The 22,857-nt window shown below is 56.8% G+C and carries 18 protein-coding genes; 12 read left to right on the forward strand and 6 right to left on the reverse strand.

Annotated features, from left to right (window positions below):
* Positions 1–22: 22 nt before the first annotated feature.
* Both ACFE7X_RS08685 and ACFE7X_RS08690 read left to right on the forward strand, forming a co-directional pair.
* On the forward strand, positions 23–301 hold the full coding sequence (locus tag ACFE7X_RS08685) for a VF530 family DNA-binding protein (RefSeq protein ID WP_375435282.1): 279 nt from the start codon (positions 23–25) through the stop codon (positions 299–301).
* A gap of 72 nt (positions 302–373) precedes the next feature.
* Positions 374–697, forward strand: a complete 324-nt coding sequence (locus ACFE7X_RS08690) for a hypothetical protein (protein ID WP_375435283.1) — start codon at positions 374–376, stop codon at positions 695–697.
* 130 nt (positions 698–827) lie between these two features.
* Here the strand turns inward: ACFE7X_RS08690 and ACFE7X_RS08695 are convergent, their stop codons facing one another.
* The gene (locus ACFE7X_RS08695) at positions 828–1,178 is read right to left on the reverse strand and encodes an Hsp20/alpha crystallin family protein (protein ID WP_375435284.1); all 351 of its coding nucleotides are present in this window, start codon (positions 1,176–1,178) and stop codon (positions 828–830) included.
* Positions 1,179–1,551: 373 nt separating this feature from the next.
* On the opposite strand from ACFE7X_RS08695, the gene ACFE7X_RS08700 reads away from it, so the two are divergent.
* Complete coding sequence (locus ACFE7X_RS08700; protein WP_375435285.1) at positions 1,552–2,337, forward strand: PPK2 family polyphosphate kinase; 786 nt, start codon at positions 1,552–1,554, stop codon at positions 2,335–2,337.
* Between the two features lie 25 nt (positions 2,338–2,362).
* Here the strand turns inward: ACFE7X_RS08700 and ACFE7X_RS08705 are convergent, their stop codons facing one another.
* Positions 2,363–2,920 carry a GNAT family N-acetyltransferase gene (locus ACFE7X_RS08705; RefSeq protein WP_375435286.1) on the reverse strand — a complete coding sequence of 186 codons (558 nt, stop codon included), beginning with the start codon at positions 2,918–2,920 and terminating at the stop codon, positions 2,363–2,365.
* Positions 2,921–3,313: 393 nt separating this feature from the next.
* Between ACFE7X_RS08705 and ACFE7X_RS08710 the strand changes: the two genes are divergently transcribed.
* Both ACFE7X_RS08710 and ACFE7X_RS08715 read left to right on the forward strand, forming a co-directional pair.
* Entirely contained in the window at positions 3,314–3,559 is a 246-nt protein-coding gene (locus ACFE7X_RS08710; protein ID WP_375435287.1) for a hypothetical protein, read from the forward strand.
* 154 nt (positions 3,560–3,713) lie between these two features.
* Complete coding sequence (locus tag ACFE7X_RS08715; protein ID WP_375435288.1) at positions 3,714–4,790, forward strand: NADH:flavin oxidoreductase/NADH oxidase; 1,077 nt, start codon at positions 3,714–3,716, stop codon at positions 4,788–4,790.
* Positions 4,791–4,959: 169 nt separating this feature from the next.
* Here ACFE7X_RS08715 and ACFE7X_RS08720 read toward each other — a convergent pair whose 3' ends face one another.
* Together ACFE7X_RS08720 and ACFE7X_RS08725 are read right to left on the reverse strand one after the other, a co-directional pair.
* Complete coding sequence (locus ACFE7X_RS08720) at positions 4,960–5,811, reverse strand: pirin family protein (protein ID WP_375435289.1); 852 nt, start codon at positions 5,809–5,811, stop codon at positions 4,960–4,962.
* Positions 5,812–6,064: 253 nt separating this feature from the next.
* Positions 6,065–8,161, reverse strand: coding sequence for a beta-galactosidase (locus ACFE7X_RS08725; protein ID WP_375435290.1), 2,097 nt, complete (start codon positions 8,159–8,161; stop codon positions 6,065–6,067).
* Between the two features lie 491 nt (positions 8,162–8,652).
* On the opposite strand from ACFE7X_RS08725, the gene ACFE7X_RS08730 reads away from it, so the two are divergent.
* The 5 genes from ACFE7X_RS08730 (at position 8,653) to ACFE7X_RS08750 (ending at position 17,616) form a co-directional block, all read left to right on the forward strand.
* On the forward strand, positions 8,653–10,770 hold the full coding sequence (locus ACFE7X_RS08730; RefSeq protein WP_375435307.1) for a M13 family metallopeptidase: 2,118 nt from the start codon (positions 8,653–8,655) through the stop codon (positions 10,768–10,770).
* 598 nt (positions 10,771–11,368) lie between these two features.
* Positions 11,369–12,934 carry a hypothetical protein gene (locus ACFE7X_RS08735; protein WP_375435291.1) on the forward strand — a complete coding sequence of 522 codons (1,566 nt, stop codon included), beginning with the start codon at positions 11,369–11,371 and terminating at the stop codon, positions 12,932–12,934.
* 20 nt (positions 12,935–12,954) lie between these two features.
* A complete protein-coding gene (locus ACFE7X_RS08740; RefSeq protein WP_375435292.1) occupies positions 12,955–14,361 on the forward strand; it encodes a P-loop NTPase fold protein in 1,407 nt (468 codons plus the stop codon).
* A 10-nt stretch (positions 14,362–14,371) separates the two neighbouring features.
* Positions 14,372–15,430, forward strand: coding sequence for a hypothetical protein (locus ACFE7X_RS08745; RefSeq protein WP_375435293.1), 1,059 nt, complete (start codon positions 14,372–14,374; stop codon positions 15,428–15,430).
* Between the two features lie 68 nt (positions 15,431–15,498).
* Positions 15,499–17,616, forward strand: coding sequence for a M13 family metallopeptidase (locus ACFE7X_RS08750; protein WP_375435294.1), 2,118 nt, complete (start codon positions 15,499–15,501; stop codon positions 17,614–17,616).
* A 110-nt stretch (positions 17,617–17,726) separates the two neighbouring features.
* Here the strand turns inward: ACFE7X_RS08750 and ACFE7X_RS08755 are convergent, their stop codons facing one another.
* Positions 17,727–18,932, reverse strand: coding sequence for an acetate/propionate family kinase (locus tag ACFE7X_RS08755; protein ID WP_375435295.1), 1,206 nt, complete (start codon positions 18,930–18,932; stop codon positions 17,727–17,729).
* 391 nt (positions 18,933–19,323) lie between these two features.
* Between ACFE7X_RS08755 and ACFE7X_RS08760 the strand changes: the two genes are divergently transcribed.
* Positions 19,324–19,722: a putative quinol monooxygenase gene (locus ACFE7X_RS08760; protein ID WP_375435296.1), complete on the forward strand. Its 399-nt coding sequence runs from the start codon at positions 19,324–19,326 to the stop codon at positions 19,720–19,722.
* Between the two features lie 175 nt (positions 19,723–19,897).
* On the opposite strand, the gene pta is transcribed toward ACFE7X_RS08760, so the two are convergent.
* Positions 19,898–21,988, reverse strand: coding sequence for a phosphate acetyltransferase (gene pta, locus ACFE7X_RS08765; RefSeq protein ID WP_375435297.1), 2,091 nt, complete (start codon positions 21,986–21,988; stop codon positions 19,898–19,900).
* A gap of 213 nt (positions 21,989–22,201) precedes the next feature.
* On the opposite strand from pta, the gene ACFE7X_RS08770 reads away from it, so the two are divergent.
* Positions 22,202–22,570, forward strand: coding sequence for a BlaI/MecI/CopY family transcriptional regulator (locus ACFE7X_RS08770; RefSeq protein WP_375435298.1), 369 nt, complete (start codon positions 22,202–22,204; stop codon positions 22,568–22,570).
* Positions 22,571–22,857 lie beyond the last annotated feature (287 nt).

A 22,857-nucleotide genomic window follows, 5' to 3' on the forward strand; every position in this document is an offset into this window, starting at 1 on the left:
CCGTTTAATTTCCTTTCCTACTATGTCTGTTCCTGCTTCCTTCGCTTCTGATGCCCGCGACGAAAACGGCCACCTCATTCGTGAGCTGCACGGGGTTACGCTGGCGGTTATCGTTGAGTATTTGCAAGCCCGCTACGGCTGGCCTGGCCTGGATGAGCGGCTTCGCATGAATTGCTTTGCAGAAAACCCGAGCGTGAAATCAACCCTCACCTTCCTGCGTCGGACGCCCTGGGCTCGCGCCAAAGTGGAAGCCTTGTACATTGAAACTCGCACCGCCGAAGTGAACGCTAAACGCAAGTAAGCGGCAGGTGAAAGTTTTTAGATTAACAGCGTATTCCAAGCCCTCACCTAGCCACTTATCTGTTCGCCGCCCATGGCCGATGTTACCGAAAAATCTGGTCCGCTGGCGTTGCTGGTTGGCTTCGTGCTGTTTGTGATTTTTGAAACGGCCGCGTATTATCTGCTTCGGTGGGCAACTTCGCCACTGGGCATGGCCGATCAGTTTCAAACTGAAAACACCATCGTGCCGAATTGGGTGAAAACGGTGGTGTTTCTTCTGCTGCACCTGGCTCTGGTGGTAGTAGCTGTACTAGCGCTCAGCAATCAGTTGCCGCGTCGTTATCGAGGGCAAGTGATGGGCTGGTTTTATTTATCGTTGCTGATGGGCTTTATACTGCTGATTCCGCTGTTTGATTAGCAGTTGCATGGGATGGGGGCGGGGTTCACCATTCGCCAAAAAAGTATGGGCAAAAAAAAGCCACTGCAGAAGGCAGTGGCTGCTTGAGAAAAGTGCCGGTCGGTCCCGGCGTTATAGGCAAGCGTTGAGATTAACGCTGCTTGATTTCGATTTCGCGCTGACGGCTGCTTGGGTCCAGGTAGGGGATGCGCACTTGCAGTTCGTTGTTCTCGTGAATGGCATCAATGCGCGACAAGTCCAAGTTGGCGGGCAGGTCGAGGATGCGCGTGAAGAGCGGCGCGCCCAACTGGTCTTCGGGCTGGTGGCGAAATTCGCCGTATACCGTCATCCGGTCGTTGTTGAGTACGACGTGGATATTCTCGGGGCTGACAGACGGAGCTGCTACCCGAATAACCACGCCTTTTTTCAGCTTGTCGATCCGCATCTGCGCTTGCGCAATACCGCCGCCCAACGTGTTGAGCAGGTCAAGTTGCGGCGCCATACTGCGGATGAATTCTCGGCTTATTAGGTTCATTGGTCGTATTTCCTTTCGTAGTTACAAGAGGGATAATACAAACTGTGTACCAACATTTTGAGCGCCAGTCAGGCAGTGGGTTCCGGCCATAAAGGCAGCCTGTTGAACTCGGTATTCAATTCGATTCGGCCATTGTGGCCGAATAAAAGTCAAGCAACTGTGAGCAAGCAAAGACTCCGAGCCCGATTGTCAGGTGAGTTAAATGTGCCCTTACGAGACATTGAGCGGGATTCGTAAGTTTCCTCTTTCATTAAGCAAACCTATCACCAGCTTGCAGCCGACCTTCGGGCGCCTGGCTACGTTAGAAGCTAGTCTGGTTTATTTTCCGCTGCCCGTTTCCATGAAAATTCCTGCTGCTATTAACCTCGCCAAGCTATCGAGCCGCGCGCCCGCCGATTTTCACAAAACTGCTACTCTGCGGCAAATGAAGAGTATCAAGCAGGAGCTGATTGCCTTGCAAGACCGTCTCTATGCCGAGAACACGCGCAGCGTGTTAGTGGTTCTGCAAGGCATGGATGCCAGTGGCAAAGACGGCCTCATTCGGCGGGTATTCAGCGGCCTCAATCCGCAGGGAGTACAGGTGCATTCGTTTAAGGAACCCACCGAGCTGGAACTGGCCCACGACTTTCTGTGGCGCGTGCATCAGCAAGTGCCCCCCAAAGGCATGATACACGTTTTCAATCGTTCTCACTACGAAGACGTGCTCGTGACCCGAGTGCTAGGACAAGTAACCGCCGAAGAAGCGCGCCGCCGGTTTGTGGCCATCAACAACTTCGAGAAGCTCTTGCAGCAGGCGGGCACTACCATCCTTAAGTTTTACCTGCACGTATCGGAAGACGAGCAGCGGCAGCGCCTTGAGGAACGCATAACCGATCCTGAGAAGCAGTGGAAATACGAAGCCGGCGACGAAACCAAAGCCAAGCAGTGGCCAGCATACCGCGCCGTCTACGAAGACGTGTTCGAGCACTGCAACCCCAGCAGTTGCCCCTGGCAGCTGGTTCCGGCCGACCAAAATTGGTATAAAGCTTACGCCGTAGCCAACTCCTTACGCAACACGTTGGTTGAACTCGATCCGCAGTATCCACATTCCAAAGAGGAGCGCCCAAAAGCCAAGGCTATGCGGTAGCAAGTCCGCTTGGGTGGCGGCAGCGCTACGACGCCTGCGGTAAAACCACCGGCTCTACCATCCGCTCGAAGCGGATTCGGCCTTCAGTGTCGGTGCCGAACGACGAGAAACCGTTGCGGAGCAGAACCTGCTGCGAAGCAGGATTGTCGGGGCGGGTGTGTGCTACCAAGCGGCGTACCATGCCGGTATTGGCCGCCTGCTCGATTAAGCCAGTTACCAGTTCGGTAGCTAAACCCTGGTCGCGCCAGTCGGCGGCAATGGAGTAGCCGATTTCGGCAGTGCCACTGGCATCGGGGGGACCCATAAAGCCGCCTGCTCCAACGAGCGTTTTGGGCGTGGTGGACGTGGCTTTGCGTATGGCATACCAACCGTACCAGCCAGCGGCGGTGCGCCCGCCGGCCGTGAGTTGGTCGAGAAAAAAGTGCATGGCTTCCTGATTGTATTCGCCGGGCGGCCAGTCGGTGGGCAGGACCGCGCCGAGCAAGACGGGAAAGTAGCGTGGCTTGTGTAGTTCGGCGGTGAGCAGAGCACGGCTGGCAGCCAGCAGTATGAGGCGGGGCGTATGATGAATAAGCGGAATCATGGCGGAATATACGGGTGCCAGCCAGCTAGGTAGCAGTTGTGGCGGCGCAGGGTGGCACCAAACGCGCAACTGACCGCACGTCCTTCACAACTTGTTTATTCGATATAGCAACAGACTATACAGAGTTAAAGCATTAGCACAGAAGGCTACTAACAGGCAACCGTAGCCTCTACCTTATTGCTTGGTTCAGGTGAGAGTGCCAGCAGCAAATTTGCTGGACGACTGTAGTTGTACTGTTAACTCGTCGGTTGGTAACCCTATGAAAATCAACGCCAATTGAGTAGATGGCAAATGCAACGCATCAGTAACAATAGGGTCTTTGCAAGGCTTCTAGCTTAATTTCTTTTTCTACTGTCGCGAAATCATTTATCACTCATTACTAAGCTCGCAGATATGAAAAAGCTGCTGTTTTCTTCGCTAGCACTAAGTTGTTGGTTAGCGGGTGCGCCTACCTTACAAGCCCAGGGTACACTTGTTGCACCGTCGCCCGGCGCTGTGCCCCGGCCACCTGCTCAACCGCGCCCCGTTACGCTGGATATCGATGCGTATTCTCGTAAACCGGGCAAGCTGAAGCCAGCACTAAAGCCCGACAAGCAGAAGCTCGAAAAGAAAACGCTGAAATCTAAAGCAGGCGCGTAAACTGGGCGTGTGCCGGCCAATAGACAGCCAACAAACAGTTCATTCGTCGCTGCTACGCGCCGCTCAAAGTTGTGCACAGCATGAAATAAGTTAAACCCTAGGTGCCAGGAGCAGTTAATGCAAACTATTTCACTCGCATTTTCTGTCTGCCTATATGTCTGTTCCCGCTCTTTTCACGCCTTTCACGCTGCGTAGCGTTACGTTGCGCAACCGCATTACTGTGTCGCCGATGTGCGAATACAGCAGCCAAGATGGTTTCGCCAACGACTGGCACCTTGTGCACCTCGGCAGCCGCGCCGTGGGTGGCGCCGGCCTAATTATCACGGAAGCCGCTGCCGTTTCGCCGGAAGGCCGCATCACGCCCGACGACCTCGGCATCTGGAAGGACGACCATATTGCCGGCCTACGCCGCATCACCGACTTCATTGCTAGCCAAGGCTCCGTGGCTGGTATTCAGCTAGCCCATGCCGGCCGCAAAGCCAGCCATGCTAGCCCTTGGAAAGGAGGCGCCATGGTACCCGAGCCCGAAGGTGGCTGGCAGACGGTGGCACCGAGCGCGGAGGCCTTCATCGACACCGAAGCCGCGCCGCTGGAACTCGATAAAGCGGGTATCGAGAAGGTGCGGGTTGATTTTCGGACGGCTACGCAACGGTCCTTGCAGGCGGGCTTTCAGGTGATTGAACTGCACGCCGCCCACGGCTATCTGTTCCATGAGTTCCTGTCGCCGCTCAGCAACCACCGCACCGACGAGTACGGCGGCTCGTTCGAGAACCGCTGCCGCCTATTACTGGAAGTAACCGAAGACACCCGCGCCGCCCTGCCCGACCACCTGCCGCTTCTGGTGCGCATCTCGGCCACCGACTGGACCGAAGGCGGCTGGAACATCGACGATTCTATTGCCCTGGCCCACTTGCTGAAAGAACGGGGTGTTGACCTAATCGACTGCTCCACCGGCGGCAACGTACCCAAGGCCGACATTCCCGTTGGCCCAGGCTACCAAGTGCCGTTTGCCACCCGCGTCCGGGAAGAAACTGGTTTGCCAACCGGTGCCGTCGGCATGATTACGACGGCCACGCAAGCCGAGGAAATTGTTGCCAAAGGCCAAGCCGACCTCGTACTGCTGGCCCGTGAACTTCTCCGTGACCCGTACTTCCCGCTGCACGCCGCTCATGAGTTGGGCGCCAAGGTGAAGTGGCCCGTTCAATACGAGCGCGCCCAACCGCGGAGGTAAGTAGTGGATTTGTAAGGTTGTAAATACCAAGAAGGTTGTCATCCTGAGCTTGCGAAGGACCTTATGATGCATGAACGATAGTCGTAATAACAGCTCGTGCTAATGTCATAAGGTCCTTCGCAAGCTCAGGATGACAACCTTCTTGGTATTTGTCACTTCGCTACTTTCCTTATTGCCACCGGCCGAACTTGCCGGCTTGGTAGTCCTGATAAGCTTCCTGGATTTGTCTTTCGGTGTTCATCACGAAGGGGCCAGCGGCTACAATGGGCTCTTGGAAGGGCAGCGCGTGGCCGAGCAACAGCACAGCGTCGGTTAAGGCTTCGATGTGCAGTTCGTCGCCATCGTAGTTAAACTCGGTGAGGCGAAGGGCTTCGGTTTCTTGGCCATTCACACGGAACTTGCCGCGGATGGTGTAGAAGAAAATAGTGTGCTCAGCGGGGATGGTTAGTTGCAGCTTACCACCGGCCTGGAAGTTGATAGTAGCTAACTGTATATCGGTGAGTGGCTTGAGGCTGCCTGCGGTGCCGACCCACTCGCCTGATACGGCGTGGAGCTGCACGCGGCCTTCATCCAGCGTTACCGTCGGAATTTCTGGTTCCTGCAAGCCGATGTAAGCCGGGGCCGTCATCTTGTCTTTGGCCGGCAGGTTCACCCATAGCTGCAAAATCTCCAGCGGCCCGCCAGTGCGCTTGAACTCGGGCGACGAAACTTCGGCATGAATAAGGCCGCTACCGGCCGTCATCCACTGGATGCCGCCGGCCCCGATGATACTTTGGTGCCCGCCCGTGTCTTGGTGCATAATGTCGCCCTCCAGGATAAAGGTCACCGTCTCGAAGCCGCGGTGCGGGTGGGGGCCAAACGGTAGTCCCCGGTTGTTGGGCCGGTACACCTGCGGGCCGTGGTGGTTCAGAAACAGGAACGGGTCGAGGTGCTCCACCGAATTGGTGGGCAACGCCCGGTAGGTAACGAGGTCGGCTATGGGGGAGTTGACGGCTTGGTGCTGCTGCTTGATGGTGCGCATAATAGAAATTGTAGTGAATTTTAACCCAGTAAACTTGATAATGGCGTCCTGGGTTTACAATGCCTTTCGCGCCTGCAAGCGTTATGCTTAGAGTATTGTAGGGGGCAGCGCGAAGCCTGCGTGTATCGTCGGACTATCCCCTCAGCATCGTAAAAACGACGATGTTCAATGATACGCGAAGCGCAGGCTTCGCGCTACAGCTTCTGCCAGCCTGTACCTCAACTGGAGTACCGCTGTAGGCTGTTCTAAATCTTTACTTATCAGTCCAAACCGTGACGCCGGGGCAGGGCAGCACTTTCTCGCCTAGCACGATTTTGCTGCTGGCCGGCAGGGGCAGCGTATAAGGCTTCGAGGAGTAGTTGACGGCCACCCAAAAACCGTCGCGGTACTCCACGTTTACGCCGGCTGGATAGTCGGCGGTTTTGATGCCGGCTTGCTGGTACACGGACCGCATGATGTTCTTTTCCAACTCCCCGCCATCGGTATCGACGCCGATGTAGGTAACGGTGCCTTTGCCTTGCTTGACTTGGGTGACGGCCGCTTGGCCGGCGTAGTATTGGTTGGCGTAGGTAGCCAGGGTTTGGGTGCCAGCAGTAGGCTTGAGCACGTCGCCCCAATTGTTCCAGCGGTAGGGTTTGCCCGCGAAGCTCACTTGGCCGTCGGTGTCGGGCATCATCATATCGAAGAACTGCACTTGGGCCCCAATCAGCTTGTAGATGGGAGCCGCCCAAGTGGCTTGCCACAAATGGCTGTCCCGATCTTTCTGGCCGGTACGGCAGGTTACCACCAACTGGCCGCCGTTGTTGGCGTAGGCTTGCAGCTTGGCAATCAAGGCTTCATCAACCAGCTGATACGCAGGCACTACCAGCATTTTGTACGCACTCCAATCCATCTGCTCCGACACGAAATCAACGGGCGCGCCCAGCGCTTTAGCAGCCACGAAGTACTTCATCTGGTGGCCGAATGGGTCCCACTGCGTGGTTTGCTTCTGGATGTCCTGGTCCCAGAGGTTGTCCATGCTGGTCAGAATGGCGGTGCGCCGAGTGGTGACTTCGGCGGGCGGGGTGGCGGGCTTGTACTGTTTGCGGAGCGCCTTTACCTCCGTGATGTACTTGGCAAACTCCAGGCCGCCGGGCGTAGTCGTCACGCCGTCGGAGCCCACGATGCCGTAGTGGTACATCTCGGAGCCGTACAGCGGCTGACGGAAACGGTAAGTGCAGTTGAGGGCGGTGCCGCCGGCGAAGGTGTGCCACAGCCACATGCGCACCGCGCCGGGCTCGGGCTGCGGGTTGATGGCGCCCCAGTTCACTTGGCCCGGCTGCAATTCCATCACCCCGAACACGCCTTTGTTGAGGGCGTGGTGGTAGTCGTTGAGGAACGCCAAACCCGACATCGAGCCCACCCGGAACCCCTTGTCGCCGAGCATCTCGTCGGCGCCGTGCACGGGGTATTTGGTGTAGCAAGTGAAGTCCAGGTTCTTGGTCCGGGTGGGGTCGAAGCCGGGCGCGTTTTCCATCACCATGTAGTTGGTCATAATCCACTGATCCGGCGATAGGTGCTTGCGCAGCGTGGCGGCCTGGAAGTCCAGAAAACCCGCCATCTGGTCGGCCACGAAGCGCTTGGAATCCAGCACCGCATGGGGGCTCGGGCCGTAGAGCAGCCGCTGGTTCGGAATGTTGATCTGGTCGAAGTCGTTGTACATGACGCTCCAAAAGGCCGCGCCCCAGGCCTTGTTCAGCGCCTCGATGGTGCCGTATTTCTTCTTGAGCCACTCTCGGAATTTCTGCTGGGCGGCCGGGCTGAAGTCTACGCCGCGGGCGGGTTCGTTGTCGAGCTGCCAGCCCATAATGCGCTTGTCTTTGCCGTAGCGCTTGCCCAATTCCGTAACAATTTGCTCGGTATACTTGCGATATATATCGCTGGAAGTGGAGTAGTTGTTGCGCGAGCCGTGCTCGGCGGCCTGGCCTTCGCTGTTGCGCTGGAATATCTCGGGGTGCTTCTGCGTGAGCCAAACCGGGGGTGTGGGCGTCGGGGTGCACATAATGACGCGCATTTTGTTTTTGTCGGCCAGGTCCACCACCTTATCGAGCCACCGGAAATCGTACTTGCCTTCCTTGGGCTCCATGAACGCCCAGGCAAACTCGCCCACGTGGATGTACTCGAATCCCAGGTCGGCTATCTTCTTGATGTCCCGGTCCCATTGGCTTTCGTCCCAGTGTTCGGGGTAGTAGTACACGCCAATCTGCGTGAGCTTTTCCTTGGGGAAGAAGCGTTGCGGCGACTGCCCTGATTGGGCGAAGCTGCTCACGGCGCTGCACCAAAGCAGCAGCAAGAGAAAAGCTTTGTTCATAAGTATAGAAAGGAAGTGGAGTGCAAAGAAAGCAGCAGTGCGGCTGCCTGCTTGGTACAAAGATGTTTATCCGTTTCCAATAATGAATTGTATATCGAAGCGCTCCAGTGGCCAACTGTAATGACAACGGAGGTTGTAGCGCGAAGCTTGAGCTTCGCGTATCGTTGAACAACTAGGTCTGTGTTGCTATAACACCGGGTACCAGCCCAACAGTTGAAGGTTGATGCAATTGTTTGCTCTCGGCGACGATACGCGAAGCTCAGGCTTCGCGCTACAGCCTGCGTTGTCAGTATTTCAGCTCAAGTAATAATGCAGCATCTTGCACCTTGCCATTGAAAATTAGTATCATAGAAAGTAATGATGCCGCAACGCTAAGCTTGTGCCGTGTGTCCTTGCCACTAAGGCAAGATGATAGGTTTAGGAAACACTTTATCTTGCTATTAAACTGCTTTTCCAAGCCGCTCTTTTCTTTTCCACCGATTCACCTCTTGATGCAAAACCAGTACTACCTACGTGCCCTGACGGCGGCTTCGGTTATTGCTTTGGCTGGCTGTGCCACCGGCAAAACCACGGCGCCCGCCGCTTCCACCACGCCAGCTGCTACTACCACAACCGCCACGGCAGCAGCGGCCCCATCCATAAAAGGAGTCGGCATCAACCCTACCGACATCGACCCATCCGTGTCGCCCTGCGACGACTTCTTTCAGTATTCGGGGGGCAACTGGTTGAAGGCCAACCCCGTTCCGTCCTACGCCTCTAGCTGGGGCCCCCGCAACCTGCTCGGCGACCGGACCCAGGCCATGCTGCGCCAGATTCTGGAAGAAGCTGCCGCCAACACCTCGGCTACCAAGGGCTCCAACCTTCAGAAAGTCGGCGACTTCTATGCCTCGGGCATGGACTCCGTGGCGCTGGACAAAGCGGGCCTCACCTACTTGCAGCCCGAACTGAAGCAAATTGCGGCCATTAAGGACCTGAAGAGCCTGCACGCCAGTTTGGCCCGCCAGCAGAAACTCGGGACCGGCGCATTCTTCCGGGCCGGCGTCGGCCCCGACCGCAAGAACAGTTCCGTGTACGCCGTCAACCTCAACCAAGGCGGCCTCGGCATGCCCGACCGGGACTACTACCTCCAGGACGATGCCCGCTCCACCGCCATCCGCACGGCTTACGTCACCTACATGACCAACACCTTCCAGCTCATGGGCGACTCGGAAACTGCTGCCAAGCAGAAGGCCCAAGTGGTGTTGGCGCTGGAAAAGAAGCTAGCGGAAGCCAGCAAAACGCGCGTGGAGCTGCGCAACCCCCAAGCCAACTACAACAAGATGACCGTGGCCGACTTCCAGCGCCAGTACCCCAATGTGGGGTTGCCGGTGCTGCTGACTGCCAACGGCTTAGGTGCTGCCAAGGAAGTGATTGTGGGCCAGCCCGCTTTCTTCCAGGAGCTAAGCACGGTGATGAAAGCCACGCCACTAGCCGATGTTAAAACCTACCTAACCTGGCAACTGGTTAGCTCGGTGCCGTCGGCGCTGCCCAAGGCCTACAGCGACGAAGCCTTCCGGTTCCAGCAGGTGCAGAGCGGCACCAAGCAGCAGCCGGTGCGTTGGAAGCGTATGCTGGCGGCCACCGACGCCACACTTGGCGAGGCATTCGGGCAGCTCTACGTAGACAAGGCCTTTCCGCCGGCGGCCAAGCAGAAGGCGCTGGAAATGGTAGCCAACATCCGGGCTTCCATGACCGAGCACATCCAAACCAACACCTGGATGAGCGACGCCACCAAAGCCGAAGCCCTGAAAAAGCTGAATGCGCTGCGGGTGAAAATCGGCTATCCTGATGTGTGGAAAGACTACTCGGCGCTGACTATTTCGCGCGAGTCGTACCTGAAAAACGTGCTGGCGGCCCGGCAGTGGAACTACGCCCAAAACGTGAAGAAGTACGGCGGCCCGATTGACCGCAATGAGTGGGGCATGACGCCGCCCACCATCAACGCCTATTACAGCCCGCCGATGAACGAAATCGTGTTTCCGGCCGGCTACCTGCAACCGCCCTTCTTCGACCCCAACGCCGACGACGCGGTGAACTACGGTGCCATTGGCGGCGTGATGGGCCACGAAATGACTCACGGTTTCGACGCCCAAGGCCGCCAATACGACTCGCAAGGCAACCTGCGCGACTGGTGGACGCCTACCGATGCAGCCGAGTTCACGAAGCGCGCCGCCGTGGTGGGCCGCCAGTACGACGCCTTTTCGCCCCTCGACTCCGTGCACGTTAACGGCAAGCTCACCATGGGCGAAAACCTAGCCGACTTCGCGGGCCTTACCATCGTGTACGGCGCGCTTGAAAAGCAACTCCAGAAGCAGTACGGCGACAAGCCCCGCCCCGTCATTGATGGTTTCACGCCTGAGCAGCGCTTCTTTCTGAGCTGGGCTCAGCTGCGCCGCCAGAATATCCGCCCCGAAGCGCTGCGCCAGCAAATCCTCACCGACCCGCACTCGCCGGGCCAGTACCGCACCATCGGCCCGCTCATGAACATGCCGCAGTTCTACAAAGCCTTTGGCTGCAAGGAAGGCCAGAAGATGGTTCGCACTGAAAGCGACCGGGCCAAGATTTGGTAGAATTACTCTGGTAGATGTAGTGCAAAGCACTGGCTTCGCGCATCGATAAACACTCGGAACCATTCCGCTGCTCCAGCATTGTATCCCAAAACGGCTTTCGTCTGGGCTACAAGGAGGAGTAGCGGAATGGTTCCGAGTGTTTAATGGAGGCAGTACCTATGCGGGATATATTACTTGCAACGAATGCAATGCTTCTTGCTACTGCCGCCAACGATTCTGGACGGCAACCGGAGCGCCGCCCTGAGTAGCCGCCATGGCTTCCGCCTTTGCTATAATTTCCAGTGCTAGGGGCTTCTGGCTAAATCCTCTGCTGTCTGTTCCGCCAGTGCAGGTCCTTATTCATCAATGAGCTTACTACGGGCTCGTAATTCTTGGGGCTATAAATAAATTACTTTTACTATATATAGATAGCGAAACTTACTAAATTTAGCATATGCGTGAAAGCAGGGCCAACAATGCGCTGCTGGATGGAAGTGGTGTTGTCGAGAATTGAATTAGCTACAGGGGCAGCGCGGAAGAGCGTTCAGGTGATACAACGAGTGATAACTGCTCATCGACTTTCAACTGGGAAGCCCCTATTTTATAGTATTCGATTGTTATGGAGCGAGTTGTCAAACAACCAGCGCAAAGCACAGATACTGCTCGTAAAATTTCAGATAGTTTTCTTGATCTGAACAAGGCGGGGGAAGAGAATACTGCACTGCAAGGTGATGCCAACGAGGCAGACACCTCTAGTCCGAATACGTTAAAAAACGAGTATGAGCGCACTGACCAGCAACTGAAGGGTTGGCTTTGGGCGGGAGTGGTGTTGGCGCTGTTGGGGTTCGGGCTTTGGCGTTGGGGCCCGCGCGAGCGGCAAGTGGAAATGATTCCGGTTGCTGTTCGCGGCTACACTTTCCGCCAAGCGGGTTCCGTGCGTGGTCCCGACGGCCGCCTCTGGCTCTGGATTCTGGCCGATACGGCTGGCCAAGCGCACGTGCTGCTCAGCGCCGACCACGGCCGCATCTGGCGGGCCCGCGTCCTGGGCGTCCCTATCCATCGGGCACGGGCGCTGGCCTTCGGGTGGGGTACCCCCGGCAAGGGTTTAATTGTTGGCGATTCAGGCTGGGTCCGTGCGCTAACCAATGTGTTCGATACTCCAACACAAGGCCAGAGCCGTCAGGTAGCAAGCTTTTTCGGGGCGGCTTTGCGGAGCGTAGCACTCGATACGATTGGACAGAAAGCGGTAATAACAGCGTCTGATGGCGAGGTATGGGCAACCGTGGACCAAGGCCAGAGCTGGACGCCAAAGCCTCTCAGCGCTAGTCGGTTGATAAGACCGGACGCGGGAATGGTGGCCGCTTACTGGGCCGACCGAAATAGCTTTTTGGTGGCTTCTTCGCGGGGTGTTGGGGAATTTCGGCCGGCTTCCAAGGCAACGGAAATAACCATGGTCTCCTGGAACAGATGGGCGAAAGAGCCGCTACTGGACACGTTAGGGGCACTGGTTTTCGACCAAGAATCAAATGGCATTCTATTTATTACGCGTAGTGGACGAAGCCTTTATTCCTGGGGAATTCAAGAACAAAATTTCATTGCTGCTAATCACGCCCCGTTGCGCCTGTTCGGCCCTGGGGTACAGCCCGTAGCCCTGACGTTCTGGCCCGCCAACCGCCCCGATAGCGCCCTTCTACTCACGCATACTGCCGCCGGCGACCAACTGCAACGCATTGCTATCAGGCCACAGTTGAGTAGAGCCATAGCGCAAGCAAGAATTAGCAGTCAGAGCCAAGACGTTGTGGCAACTAAACCAGCCGCGAAGCTTGGTAATTCTTTGCTTGCAAACTCAAGGCTACCGGCAGGCAAAGCACGGGCAACTACTCAAACAGCTAAATCTAGCCAGGGAAGAGCCGCCAGTGCGCAGAAAGCAAGAAAAAATGATAACACAAAGCAATCCAGTAACAGAGGAAACACCCCTGAGCAAACCAGCAATTCAGAACCTAACAACCCTGCCGCGCAGAAAGAGCTCAACTACCAGCAATACCCAAAGCCCGAAGACACCAAAAGTACTGCGCCACTGACCGACGAGGGCTGGGGCGATTCAAAGGCGCTAAGCCGCTCCCGATCAGACAGTCTAAAGAAGCAAGTCAAGAAGCAGCCCGCCCGAAACAGCAAGAAAGAATAACGTCGCCAAACCTCTAGCTTATGTTCCCCGTCCTTCTCCGCGACAAATTCGTGCCGGGCCTAGAGTTGGCGATATTGGCGGCCATTCTGGTTGTGCTGACGCTGGCCTGGGGGTGGCAAATCGTGCGGCTGCTGCGTCGCCGTCGGCAGCTGCGGGCCACCACGTTGCCGCCACCCGCCGACGCGCTGGCCGCCGTGCTCGGCAAAGACGACCAGCCAAGCTCGGCCGATACGCTGGGGTTCGGGACGGTAGCGCAGGCTGTGGCCGGGCTGTTGCGCAATGCGGCTACTGGGGCGCCCTATTCGGTGGTGGTATCCGGCAACTGGGGCTCGGGCAAAAGCTCGGTAATGCTCCAGATTCGCAAAGAGTTGTGCCAGAATCCAGATCGAACAGCGTTCCGCGACATCTGGATCAATGTGTGGCACTACCAAAGTGGCCAGCACCTGCTCGGAGCCTTTCTGCGGGAGCTGTTACGGGTCTGCAACGACGGACCTTACCGCCGCAGCTTTCACTCTCGGCGGCTGCGGGAGCTAAGCTTCTGGCAGGCGTGGCGGGCAGGCATTATTGTGTTTTTGTTGGGGCCAGTGCTGCTGTATTTGCTGGGGGTATTGCTGGAGTCGCCACCGTTGCACCTCAACCTGACCACGCCGGTCCGCGCCCTCGACCAGTGGTTTGCGGATCACCAAGTTGGCTGGATGCTGGCCCCCTTTCACTTGTTAAGCCAGGCCCCGGCGCTGCTTAGCCTGGCCGGCTCCGATAAGCCCACGAGCAGTAGTTCCAGCCTTACTATTTGGAGCACGGTGCTAGCTTGGCTGGGCACATTGCTCGGACTCCTGCACACCCTGCGCACGCACGGCGCGGCCATCACCGAGCTGCTGCCGTTGCGCCAATTCGAGCAGGCTGCCGCCCGCGCCGATACCGGCTTCCGCGACCAATACCGGCGCGAGTTCAGCGACGTGCTGCGTTACGCGCCCTCGGGCTTGCGCATCGTGTTCTTTGTTGATGACGTCGACCGTATTCCGGGGCCGCGGGTGCTGGAATTACTAGAGAGCCTGAACTTCCTGGTGGAAGTAAGCCGTGAAGCGCGGGCGCAGCAAGATGCCGCCGTGCTGGCCGCCGCTGATGATCAGCGCACTAAGTCGGCTCCCGAGGATGTAGCCCGGCTCTATTTCGTACTGGGCATGCACGTGCCCGAGGTGGTACGCATTCTGGCCGATGCCCTCGATTCCGACAAGCGCATGCCTTCGGTCGAAGCCCGGCATCATGCCGCGCGCTACCTCGAAAAGCTGATTGATTTGGTGGTGCCCATGCCCACGCTAGCTCAGTGCAAGCCCGAGCAGGTGGCCCGGCTGTTGTTTGGCGAAGAGCAACCAACCCCTGCCCAAGAGCGAACCGCCAAGCCTGTTGCTGCCCCCCTGCCAACTTAACTTCCCATTCATGCCGCCCCTGTTCCGCATCTTTCTTGGTTTGCTGACGGCCTACGTGCTGGTAAGCTTGTTCTATGCCCATCTGGAAGACGATGCCCGTGCTGCCCTGCGCAAAGACGCGCTGTCGAAGGCGGCCGCAAAGCAACTGCTAGCGCGTGAGAAACACCAGCAAGATTCCGTTGCCGAGCGGCGGCACAACGACTTGGTGGGCGCGTTGCGCACAGAGCGGCAGGGTACTGCGGGTACCAGCAAGGCCAGCCAGCCGCCACCACCGGTTACCAATGCGTCTATCCCCGCCAACTTCCCGTCCGTTACAACGCAAACCACTACTGCCAAAGCTGTTACTCCCCAATCCGCGCAAGTTCAGCCCTCAACTGAGCCCAGGACAGACAGATTGCAAGCGAGTTTAACTTGGCTGCTGCCGGCACTGACGTTGTTGGGCTTGGCGCTGCTACTGGGTTTCGCCTGGATAGGCTGGCGCGAACGGCAAAATAAGCTGCTCGTGCCCGACCGATTCGAGCGCGACACGCCTTTGCTGGAACTGCTGCTCGGAGCTTTTGCCGGGCCAATTGGGCGGGTGCTGCCTATTCCGCGGCAAGTGAAACGGTTTGCGTCCAAGGCCCGCCTTCAACACAATCTGCTGCATGCTCTAGCCAAAAATACGCAGCAGCTAATAGTGCCTACCAGTCAGGGCGATGTGGAAAGGCTTGAAAATGAATTAGGTACAGTGCAGTTCGGGCCGGGGGAGCAGGTACTGGCTATTTTGTTGCTGCTGCTACTAGAAGAAGAAATTGTGCGTGAAAGCCGGTCCAAGCTAGAGCAGCTAGCCGACGATGCCGCTCCCATGTATTTGCGCGAAACTAGCCCCGACGAATTCATTGCCAAGCTGCGGGCTCTTTTCATCCGGTGGCACGAAACAGGCACCGATACAGCAGTGTACGCACGGTTCAGACGAGTTGGCGGGGAGGAAGTGCCTACGTACGCGCAGTTGCGGTTACTATTGGAAAGCGACGCTGGGGTTTGGCTCCTTATGCAGCTTCACCGGCTCAACGCGGGTCTGTTGGTGTAGGAGTATCTAAGCAAGTAGTTGTATTTTGCATACTTGCTTGTCACCAACCCAACCTTTTCCAAGCTTACATGAATTCAAACCGAAACTTACTTCTCACGCTTGGTACTGCCGCTGGCTTTGCGCTGGCTGGCTGTGCTTCCTCTACGCCTACCGCTACCACCAGCACCGCCGCCCCCGCCGCTGCTACCACCGAAACCGCTGCCACCGCCCCTACCGTACCCGGTGTCGGGCTGGACTTGTCGGCCCGCGACGTCTCAGTTTCGCCTTGCGAAGACTTTTTTCAGTACGCTGGCGGTACCTGGTTGAAGAACACGCCCATTCCGGCTGCCCAAACGTCGTGGGGCTCTTTCAACATCCTCCGCGACCAAAACAACGCCGCTCTGCGCAGCATTCTGGAAGGAGCTGCTACCAACACGTCGGCTACCAAGGGCTCTAACTTGCAAAAAGTTGGGGACTTCTACGCTTCCGCTATGGACTCGGTGGCCATCGAGAAAGCCGGGCTGAAGTACTTGCAGCCCGAGTTGGCGCGCATTCAGGCGGTAAAGGATTTGAAGAGCTTGCAGAACGCCTTGGTGCGCCAGCAGACCCTGCAAACCCGTTCGGTTTTTGGCTTGGGCGTGAACCAGGACCGCAAGAAGAGCACCGAGTATGCGCTCTACCTCTCGCAAGGCGGCCTCACCTTGCCCGACCGCGACTACTACCTCAAGGATGACGCCCGCTCGAAAACCATCCGCACCGCCTACATCACGTACCTGACGAATATGTTCAAGCTGCTCGGCGACAGCGAGGCCACGGCCAAGAAAGGTGCTGAAACCGTGATGCGCCTGGAAACGCGGCTCGCCAAAGCCAGCAAAGACCGGGTAGCCCTGCGCGACCCGTACGCCAACTACAACAAAATGACGGTAGCCGAGGCCAACACGCAGTTTCCCAACCTCGGTTTAACGGCCATGCTGCCTCAGTTGGGGTTGAGTTCGGCTAAGGAAGTAATTGTAGGCCAGCCTGAGTTCTTGAAGGAAGCCAGCATGGCCCTCAAGCAAGAGTCGTTGGCTGATTGGAAAACCTACCTGCGGGCTCACCTCGTGAATTCTATGGCGTCGGCCCTGCCCAAAGCATACGTAGACGAAGAATTTCGCTTCTCGCAGGTGCTTAGCGGCGCCAAAGAACAGCAGGCCCGTTGGAAGCGCATGAACCGCGCCACCGACGCGGCTTTAGGTGAGGCTTTCGGCCAATTGTACGTGGAAAAGGCCTTCACCCCCGAAACCAAAGCCAAGGCGCTGGAAATGGTGGGCAACATCAAGGAAGCTATGGGCGAGCATATTCAGCAGCTTTCCTGGATGAGCGACGTTACCAAGAAAGAAGCCCTCAAAAAGCTGAATTCGTTTACCGTCAAAATCGGCTACCCCGACAAATGGAAGGACTATTCGGCGCTGAACATCTCGCGCGAATCGTACCTGAAAAACGTACTAGCGGCCCGCGAATGGGAGTCGAAAGACAACCTGAGCCGCTACGGCAAGCCCATCGACCGGAGCGTGTGGGGCATGACGCCGCCCACGGTGAATGCCTACTACAACTCCTCGCTCAACGAAATCGTGTTTCCGGCTGGCATCATGCAGCCGCCCTTCTTCGACCCCAACGCCGATGACGCCGTCAACTACGGCGGCATGGGCGCCGTTATCGGCCACGAAATCACGCACGGTTTCGACGACCGGGGCCGGCAGTCGGACGCCGAGGGCAACCTGCGCGACTGGTGGACCAAGGAAGATGCAGCCGAGTTCACGAAGCGCGCCGACATGGTAGGCGCCCAGTACTCGGCCTTCCAGCCGCTGGATTCGGTTTTCGTGAACGGCAAGCTGACCATGGGGGAAAACCTGGCCGACTTCGGTGGCTTGGCCTTGGCCTACTCGGCACTGCAAAAGCAACTCACCAAGAAATACGGCACCAACCCGCGCCCAAACTACGACGGCCTTAAGCCTGAGCAGCGCTTCTTCCTAGGCTGGGCGCAGATCTGGCGTACCAACGCCCGCCCCGAGGCCCTACGTCAGCAAGTGCTAACCGACCCGCACTCCCCCTCGCAGTACCGCACCAACGGCCCGCTCATGAACATGCCGGAGTTCTACGAAGCTTTTGGTTGCAAGGAAGACGCCAAGATGGTGCGCGCTCAAAACGAGCGGGCTAAAATCTGGTAGCGTGAACTTGTGCTAGAAACCAGTTTTCTAGCTCTGACTATTATTGAAAAGGCGACCCGCACTATGCAGGTCGCCTTTTCTTTTTGTGAGCAGCGTGAATAGGCAAGGCTTTACTCCGCGGCCTCCAGCAACTCCATGCACTGCCGGGCAATTTCCAGTTCCTCATTGGTGGGCACTATCAGCACCTTTACCCGCGAGTTTTCTTGGCTGATTTCTCGGATTCCTTTAACCCGTTCAGCATTCTTTTCCTCATCGAGTTGAATCCCTAAATAGTCTAGATTCTGGCAAACCAACTTGCGCACCAGAGCATCGTTTTCGCCGACGCCGGCCGTGAAGATGATGGCGTCGAGGCCGTTGAGGACGGCGGCGTAGGCGCCAATGTATTTCTTGATGCGGTAGGCATATAGGTCGTAGGCGAGTTGGGCATTAGCATCGCCCTTCTCGATGGCGGCCGTAATGTCGCGCATGTCGCTCAGGCCGGTGAGGGCTAACATGCCGCTTTGCTTGTTGAGCAGGGCACTCACTTGCTCGGGCGTGTAGCTTAGCTGGCTGATAAGGTGAAACACCACCGATGGGTCGATGTCGCCGGAGCGGGTGCCCATCACCAAACCCGCCAGCGGCCCGAAGCCCATGCTCGTATCCACGGATTCGCCGCCACGCACGGCCGTAATGCTGCATCCGTTGCCTAGGTGCACGCTCACCAAGCGTGCATCGGGGTTGCCCAGGTACTGCGCCGCTTGCTCGGTCACGTACTTGTGGCTGGTACCGTGAAACCCGTACACCCGAATGCCTTGGTCGGAATACAGCTCCGTCGGAATGGCGTAGCGGTAGGCTTCCTCCGGCATGGTCTGGTGAAATGCGGTGTCGAACACGGCCACTTGTTTGGCGTGCGGAAACGTCTTTTCGGCTACCTCTATGCCCCGGTAATTGGCGGGGTTATGCAGCGGTGCCAGCGGAAACAACTGGCGAATAGCTTCTTTCACCGCCGGAATAATCAGCACCGTAGCCGCAAACTCCTCGCCGCCGTGCACCACCCGATGCCCCACCGCCTCTACCTCACCTGGGTCCTGAAGCACGCCCAGTTGCGGGTCGGCCAGCAAGCGGGCCACTTCGCGCAAACCAGCTTCGTGGTCAGGCAAATCCACGCTCAGCACGGTGGTCGTTTCCTGCTCTTCGGCCAGCACCTTGTGCGTTACCACGGCATTGTCGAGGCCGATGCGCTCCACCAAGCCGCTGCAAGCCGGTGTTTCCGTCGGCCACCGAAAAAACTGGTACTTAATGGAACTGCTACCGGAATTGAGGACGAGTAGATTCATGCGCCTATCTTTTTCCCGGCTGCCTTTTCCACGGGCCGTGCTTCGGGCGGCGTGGTAGTGGTGTAGTGCCGGACAGGTGAACTTTACGGGAGAATATCAGATAATTGAAAAGACAAAGTACGTAGCCAATACCGGCTCGGGCAGCAGCAGCCTTCACTTTATTCGCAACAACTTATGCGCGGACTTAACCAAGTAACCCTGATCGGCAACCTCGATAAAGGCCCGGAGCGCAGGTGCTCGACAGCAACGTAGCCGTGGCAGAGGTTGCGCTGGCTGTCTCCGAAACGCACCACGCCGCTGCCCGAAACCTGCAAGACAACGAGTTTCGTAAACACAAATTCTTCACGGGAAAAACAGGGTTTTACCTTACAGAAAGAACTAATCGACTTTTATGAAATATTGCTTGATCACCCTGTTCACGCTGCTTTGTTGCAGTAGTGCTTTCGCTCAAAGGTCGAATATGATGGTTCGTCTTTCTGAAATCGAAATTGATTCAAAGCATCTTGAAGAATACAAGGCAATTCTCAAAGAGGAGTCCCGAGCGTCGGTGCAATTAGAGCCAGGGGTTGTTTCTATCTATCCAATGTACCAAAAGGACGCGCCAACGCAGGTAAGAATTTTGGAGATATACGCCAGCAGAGAGGCTTATGAGCTGCACCTAAAAACACCGCATTTTCAAACCTACAAAACCACGACACTTAAAATGGTCAAGTCGTTGAAGCTTATGGACATGGAAGCAATAGACCCAGAAACCATGTCTAAAATGTTTCTTAAGCTTCAAAAGAACTAGAGGCGAATTCGGATAAAGCCTTGACGGATGGTTCTAAAGCCGCTAACATGGTATTGTTGAAAGCCGGGTTGGCGCAATACTAATTAGCTAACGAATGAGCTGTGAACTGATTGACTTAAATCAACTTCAGGAATGCTACGTTGCTACCTTCGGCAAACCCCGAAACCGTTAGCTGCTACCCCTGCGCCTGAATGGCCGTGATAATCACCGTGTTGAAAATGTCTTCCACAGTACAGCCGCGGCTCAAGTCGTTGACGGGCTTGTTGAGGCCTTGCAAAACGGGACCGATGGCCAAGGCGCCGGTTTCGCGCTGCACGGCTTTGTAGGTGTTGTTGCCAGTGTTAAGGTCGGGGAAGATGAGCACGCTAGCTTGGCCCGCCACTTCCGAACCCGGTAGTTTATGCCGCCCCACCATCGGGTCGACGGCGGCATCGTACTGAATCGGGCCTTCCACTTTGAGTTCGGGGTGGCGCTGCTTCACAATTTGCGTAGCCTGCCGAACCTTCTCTACGTCAGCGCCTTCGCCCGAGGTGCCCGACGAATACGAGAGCATGGCAATGCGCGGCTCGATACCGAACCGCTCACTGCTCTCAGCCGAGGAAATGGCAATTTCGGCTAGCTGTTCGGCCGTGGGGTTGGGGTTTACAGCGCAGTCGCCAAATACAGCTACCCGGTCGGGCAAACACATAAAGAACACCGACGACACCACCGACACGCCCGGCTTGGTTTTGATGAACTGCAATGCCGGCCGAATGGTGTGCTGCGTGGTGTGCACCGCTCCCGACACCATGCCGTCGGCGTGGCCCTTGTACACCATCATGCTGCCGAAGTACGACACATCGCGCATCATGTCGCGGGCCATGTCGTAGTTCACGTTCTTGGCTTTGCGCAGCTCGTAAAGCGTCTCCACATAGTTGTCGTAGAGCTCGGCGTGGGCCGGATCGATGAGCTGCACGCGGTTCAAATCCAGGTTCAGACCGAGGCGCTTTACGGAGGCAGCAATGGCCGTAGGGTCGCCGAGGATGGTTAAGTCCACCACATCTTCATTGAGCAGCCGAGCCGCCGCCCGCAGAATCCGGTCGTCGTTGCCTTCGGGGAGTACAATGTGCTTGCGCTGGCTTTTGGCCCATTGCAGCAGCCGGTACTGAAACATGTGCGGCGTCAAGCCTTCGGGCTCGAAAGTCACGATCCGCTCCTGCAAGGCCGCCACATCCACGTACCGGTTGAACGTATCAATAGCTAAGCGAATCTTCTTGGGATTATCAGCCGTGATGCGCGACTGAATGGCGCCAATGGTAGTGGTAGTGAGAAAGGTGCCGGTTTCAACAGCTAAGATCGGCACTATTGTTTGCAGGCCTTCAATCAGTCGAAGAACGGGCTGTTCGGGTTCCAGGCCACCTGTAAGCACCAGACCAGCCACTCGTGGGTAATTGGCTGAGGCATTGGCTTGCAATGCAATCAGCAAAATATCGGCCCGGTCGCCAGGCGTCACAATCAAAACGTTTTCGGCAAGGCGCGTCAGCAGGTTAGGCACCTGCATGGCCCCGGTAATGAAGTGGTCAACTTGGTTGGTTAGGTGCTGCTCGCCAAACAAAAGCTTGCCGCCCAACTGCTCCTGAATCTCCTTCATCGACGGATTTTGCAGATTCTTATCGGCCGGAATTACCGTCAGAATAATTTCCTCCGGCAGTTGCGCCCGCAGCAAGCCCCGCACGTCTTCCACCTGCTCTGGGTTGATTTTGTTGGCCACCAATGCCAGCATCTGCACTTCGCGGGCTTCCACGTTGCGCCACACCGTGAGGGCCGTATTCACGAGTTGCGCCGTGGTTTTGCCCGCCCCCGATATCACCATAATAACCGGAGCCCCGAGGTTTTTGGCAATGGAAAGGTTGGCGTCGAACTCGAACGCCGTGCCTTCGCCCACAAAGTCGCTGCCTTCCACTACCGTGAAATCGTAGCGGTCTTCCTGCGTCTTAAACTTGTGGATAACGGTGTCGATGATGTCGCCTTGCCGGTCGGCTTCCATTAGGCGCATGGCCTGGGGCCGGGTGTAGGCGTAGGTTTCCTCGTAGGCAATGGGGAGGTTGAAGTAGCTGAGCACGGTTTCAATGTGCACATCTTTCTTCTTGGTTTCCGAGGCGTTGATGATGGGCTTGAAGTAGCCAATCTTCTGGGCCTTGCCAAGTAGCATATCCACTAAGCCCAACGCAATCAGTGACTTGCCGCTATGTGGTTCCGCGGACGCAATAAAGACAGTCTTGGTCATAAGGAATGAGGTATAGTCTTGCCTACGGAAAATAGCTGGAACAGGCTGCGCGGTACCTGTTTCCCAAACAGTCTTGCACATGACGGCGCAACTGTTTGCAGTAGCCGCCAAACAACATAGCGAACCTCTGCTAGCCACGACAAAAAATTAATTTGATGAACATTATACCTTTCTACGAAATATTCGTAGAATTACGAAAATATCGTAGAAGTTATGGAAAGACTCACTGAACCCGAAGAAGAAGCCATGCAGGTACTGTGGCAACTCAATGGTGGCTTTATCAAGGAGGTGTTGGAGCAACTGCCCGAGCCGCGGCCACCTTATACCACTTTGGCCTCTACCATCCGCAACCTAGAGCGCAAAGGCTACCTCTGCAGCGAGAAGCTCGGCAACACGTATCGCTTCACGCCCGCCATTGCCGCCGAAGAGTACCGCAAGCAGTCGATGCACGCTTTCGTGGGCAACTACTTCCGCAACTCCTACAAAGACCTGGTTTCGTTTTTCGCGCAGGAGCAACACATCAGCGCCGAAGAGTTGAAAGAAATTCTCGACATGATAGAAAACCAGAAGCCTCAGCCCTGATGCCGGACCTGCTCGTCTATTTGCTGAAAGTGAACGGGGCGCTGCTGCTCTTTGTGGCCGTGTACTACGTGCTGCTGCGCCAGCTTACCTTCCACACCCTGAACCGGTGGTACCTGCTCGGGGCTATTGTCTTTTCGGGGCTGTACCCGCTGGTGGATATAGCCGCACTGTGGCCCCGGCCGGTGAGCTTGGGTAATGATTTAATTGTCTGGCAGTCAACGTGGAAGAACCCGGCTGCCGACGGCCCCAGCCCCATATACTATTATAGCTTGGGGCGCGCCTTGTAC

The organism is uncultured Hymenobacter sp. (assembly GCF_964242765.1).
In the GTDB taxonomy this organism is placed as follows: domain Bacteria; phylum Bacteroidota; class Bacteroidia; order Cytophagales; family Hymenobacteraceae; genus Hymenobacter.

What these genes read in the sequence shown, in the direction of transcription:
- ACFE7X_RS08730 (WP_375435307.1), top strand. Translation starts at nt 8,653, where the DNA reads ATGCAAAACCAGTACTACCTACGTGCCCTGACGGCGGCTTCGGTTATT.
- ACFE7X_RS08715 (WP_375435288.1), top strand. Translation starts at nt 3,714, where the DNA reads ATGTCTGTTCCCGCTCTTTTCACGCCTTTCACGCTGCGTAGCGTTACG.
- ACFE7X_RS08710 (WP_375435287.1), top strand. Translation starts at nt 3,314, where the DNA reads ATGAAAAAGCTGCTGTTTTCTTCGCTAGCACTAAGTTGTTGGTTAGCG.
- ACFE7X_RS08760 (WP_375435296.1), top strand. Translation starts at nt 19,324, where the DNA reads ATGAAATATTGCTTGATCACCCTGTTCACGCTGCTTTGTTGCAGTAGT.
- ACFE7X_RS08735 (WP_375435291.1), top strand. Translation starts at nt 11,369, where the DNA reads ATGGAGCGAGTTGTCAAACAACCAGCGCAAAGCACAGATACTGCTCGT.
- ACFE7X_RS08700 (WP_375435285.1), top strand. Translation starts at nt 1,552, where the DNA reads ATGAAAATTCCTGCTGCTATTAACCTCGCCAAGCTATCGAGCCGCGCG.
- ACFE7X_RS08750 (WP_375435294.1), top strand. Translation starts at nt 15,499, where the DNA reads ATGAATTCAAACCGAAACTTACTTCTCACGCTTGGTACTGCCGCTGGC.
- ACFE7X_RS08685 (WP_375435282.1), top strand. Translation starts at nt 23, where the DNA reads ATGTCTGTTCCTGCTTCCTTCGCTTCTGATGCCCGCGACGAAAACGGC.
- ACFE7X_RS08770 (WP_375435298.1), top strand. Translation starts at nt 22,202, where the DNA reads ATGGAAAGACTCACTGAACCCGAAGAAGAAGCCATGCAGGTACTGTGG.
- ACFE7X_RS08720 (WP_375435289.1), bottom strand. Translation starts at nt 5,811, where the DNA reads ATGCGCACCATCAAGCAGCAGCACCAAGCCGTCAACTCCCCCATAGCC.
- ACFE7X_RS08725 (WP_375435290.1), bottom strand. Translation starts at nt 8,161, where the DNA reads ATGAACAAAGCTTTTCTCTTGCTGCTGCTTTGGTGCAGCGCCGTGAGC.
- ACFE7X_RS08705 (WP_375435286.1), bottom strand. Translation starts at nt 2,920, where the DNA reads ATGATTCCGCTTATTCATCATACGCCCCGCCTCATACTGCTGGCTGCC.
- ACFE7X_RS08755 (WP_375435295.1), bottom strand. Translation starts at nt 18,932, where the DNA reads ATGAATCTACTCGTCCTCAATTCCGGTAGCAGTTCCATTAAGTACCAG.
- ACFE7X_RS08695 (WP_375435284.1), bottom strand. Translation starts at nt 1,178, where the DNA reads ATGGCGCCGCAACTTGACCTGCTCAACACGTTGGGCGGCGGTATTGCG.
- ACFE7X_RS08745 (WP_375435293.1), top strand. Translation starts at nt 14,372, where the DNA reads ATGCCGCCCCTGTTCCGCATCTTTCTTGGTTTGCTGACGGCCTACGTG.
- ACFE7X_RS08740 (WP_375435292.1), top strand. Translation starts at nt 12,955, where the DNA reads ATGTTCCCCGTCCTTCTCCGCGACAAATTCGTGCCGGGCCTAGAGTTG.
- ACFE7X_RS08690 (WP_375435283.1), top strand. Translation starts at nt 374, where the DNA reads ATGGCCGATGTTACCGAAAAATCTGGTCCGCTGGCGTTGCTGGTTGGC.
- pta (WP_375435297.1), bottom strand. Translation starts at nt 21,988, where the DNA reads ATGACCAAGACTGTCTTTATTGCGTCCGCGGAACCACATAGCGGCAAG.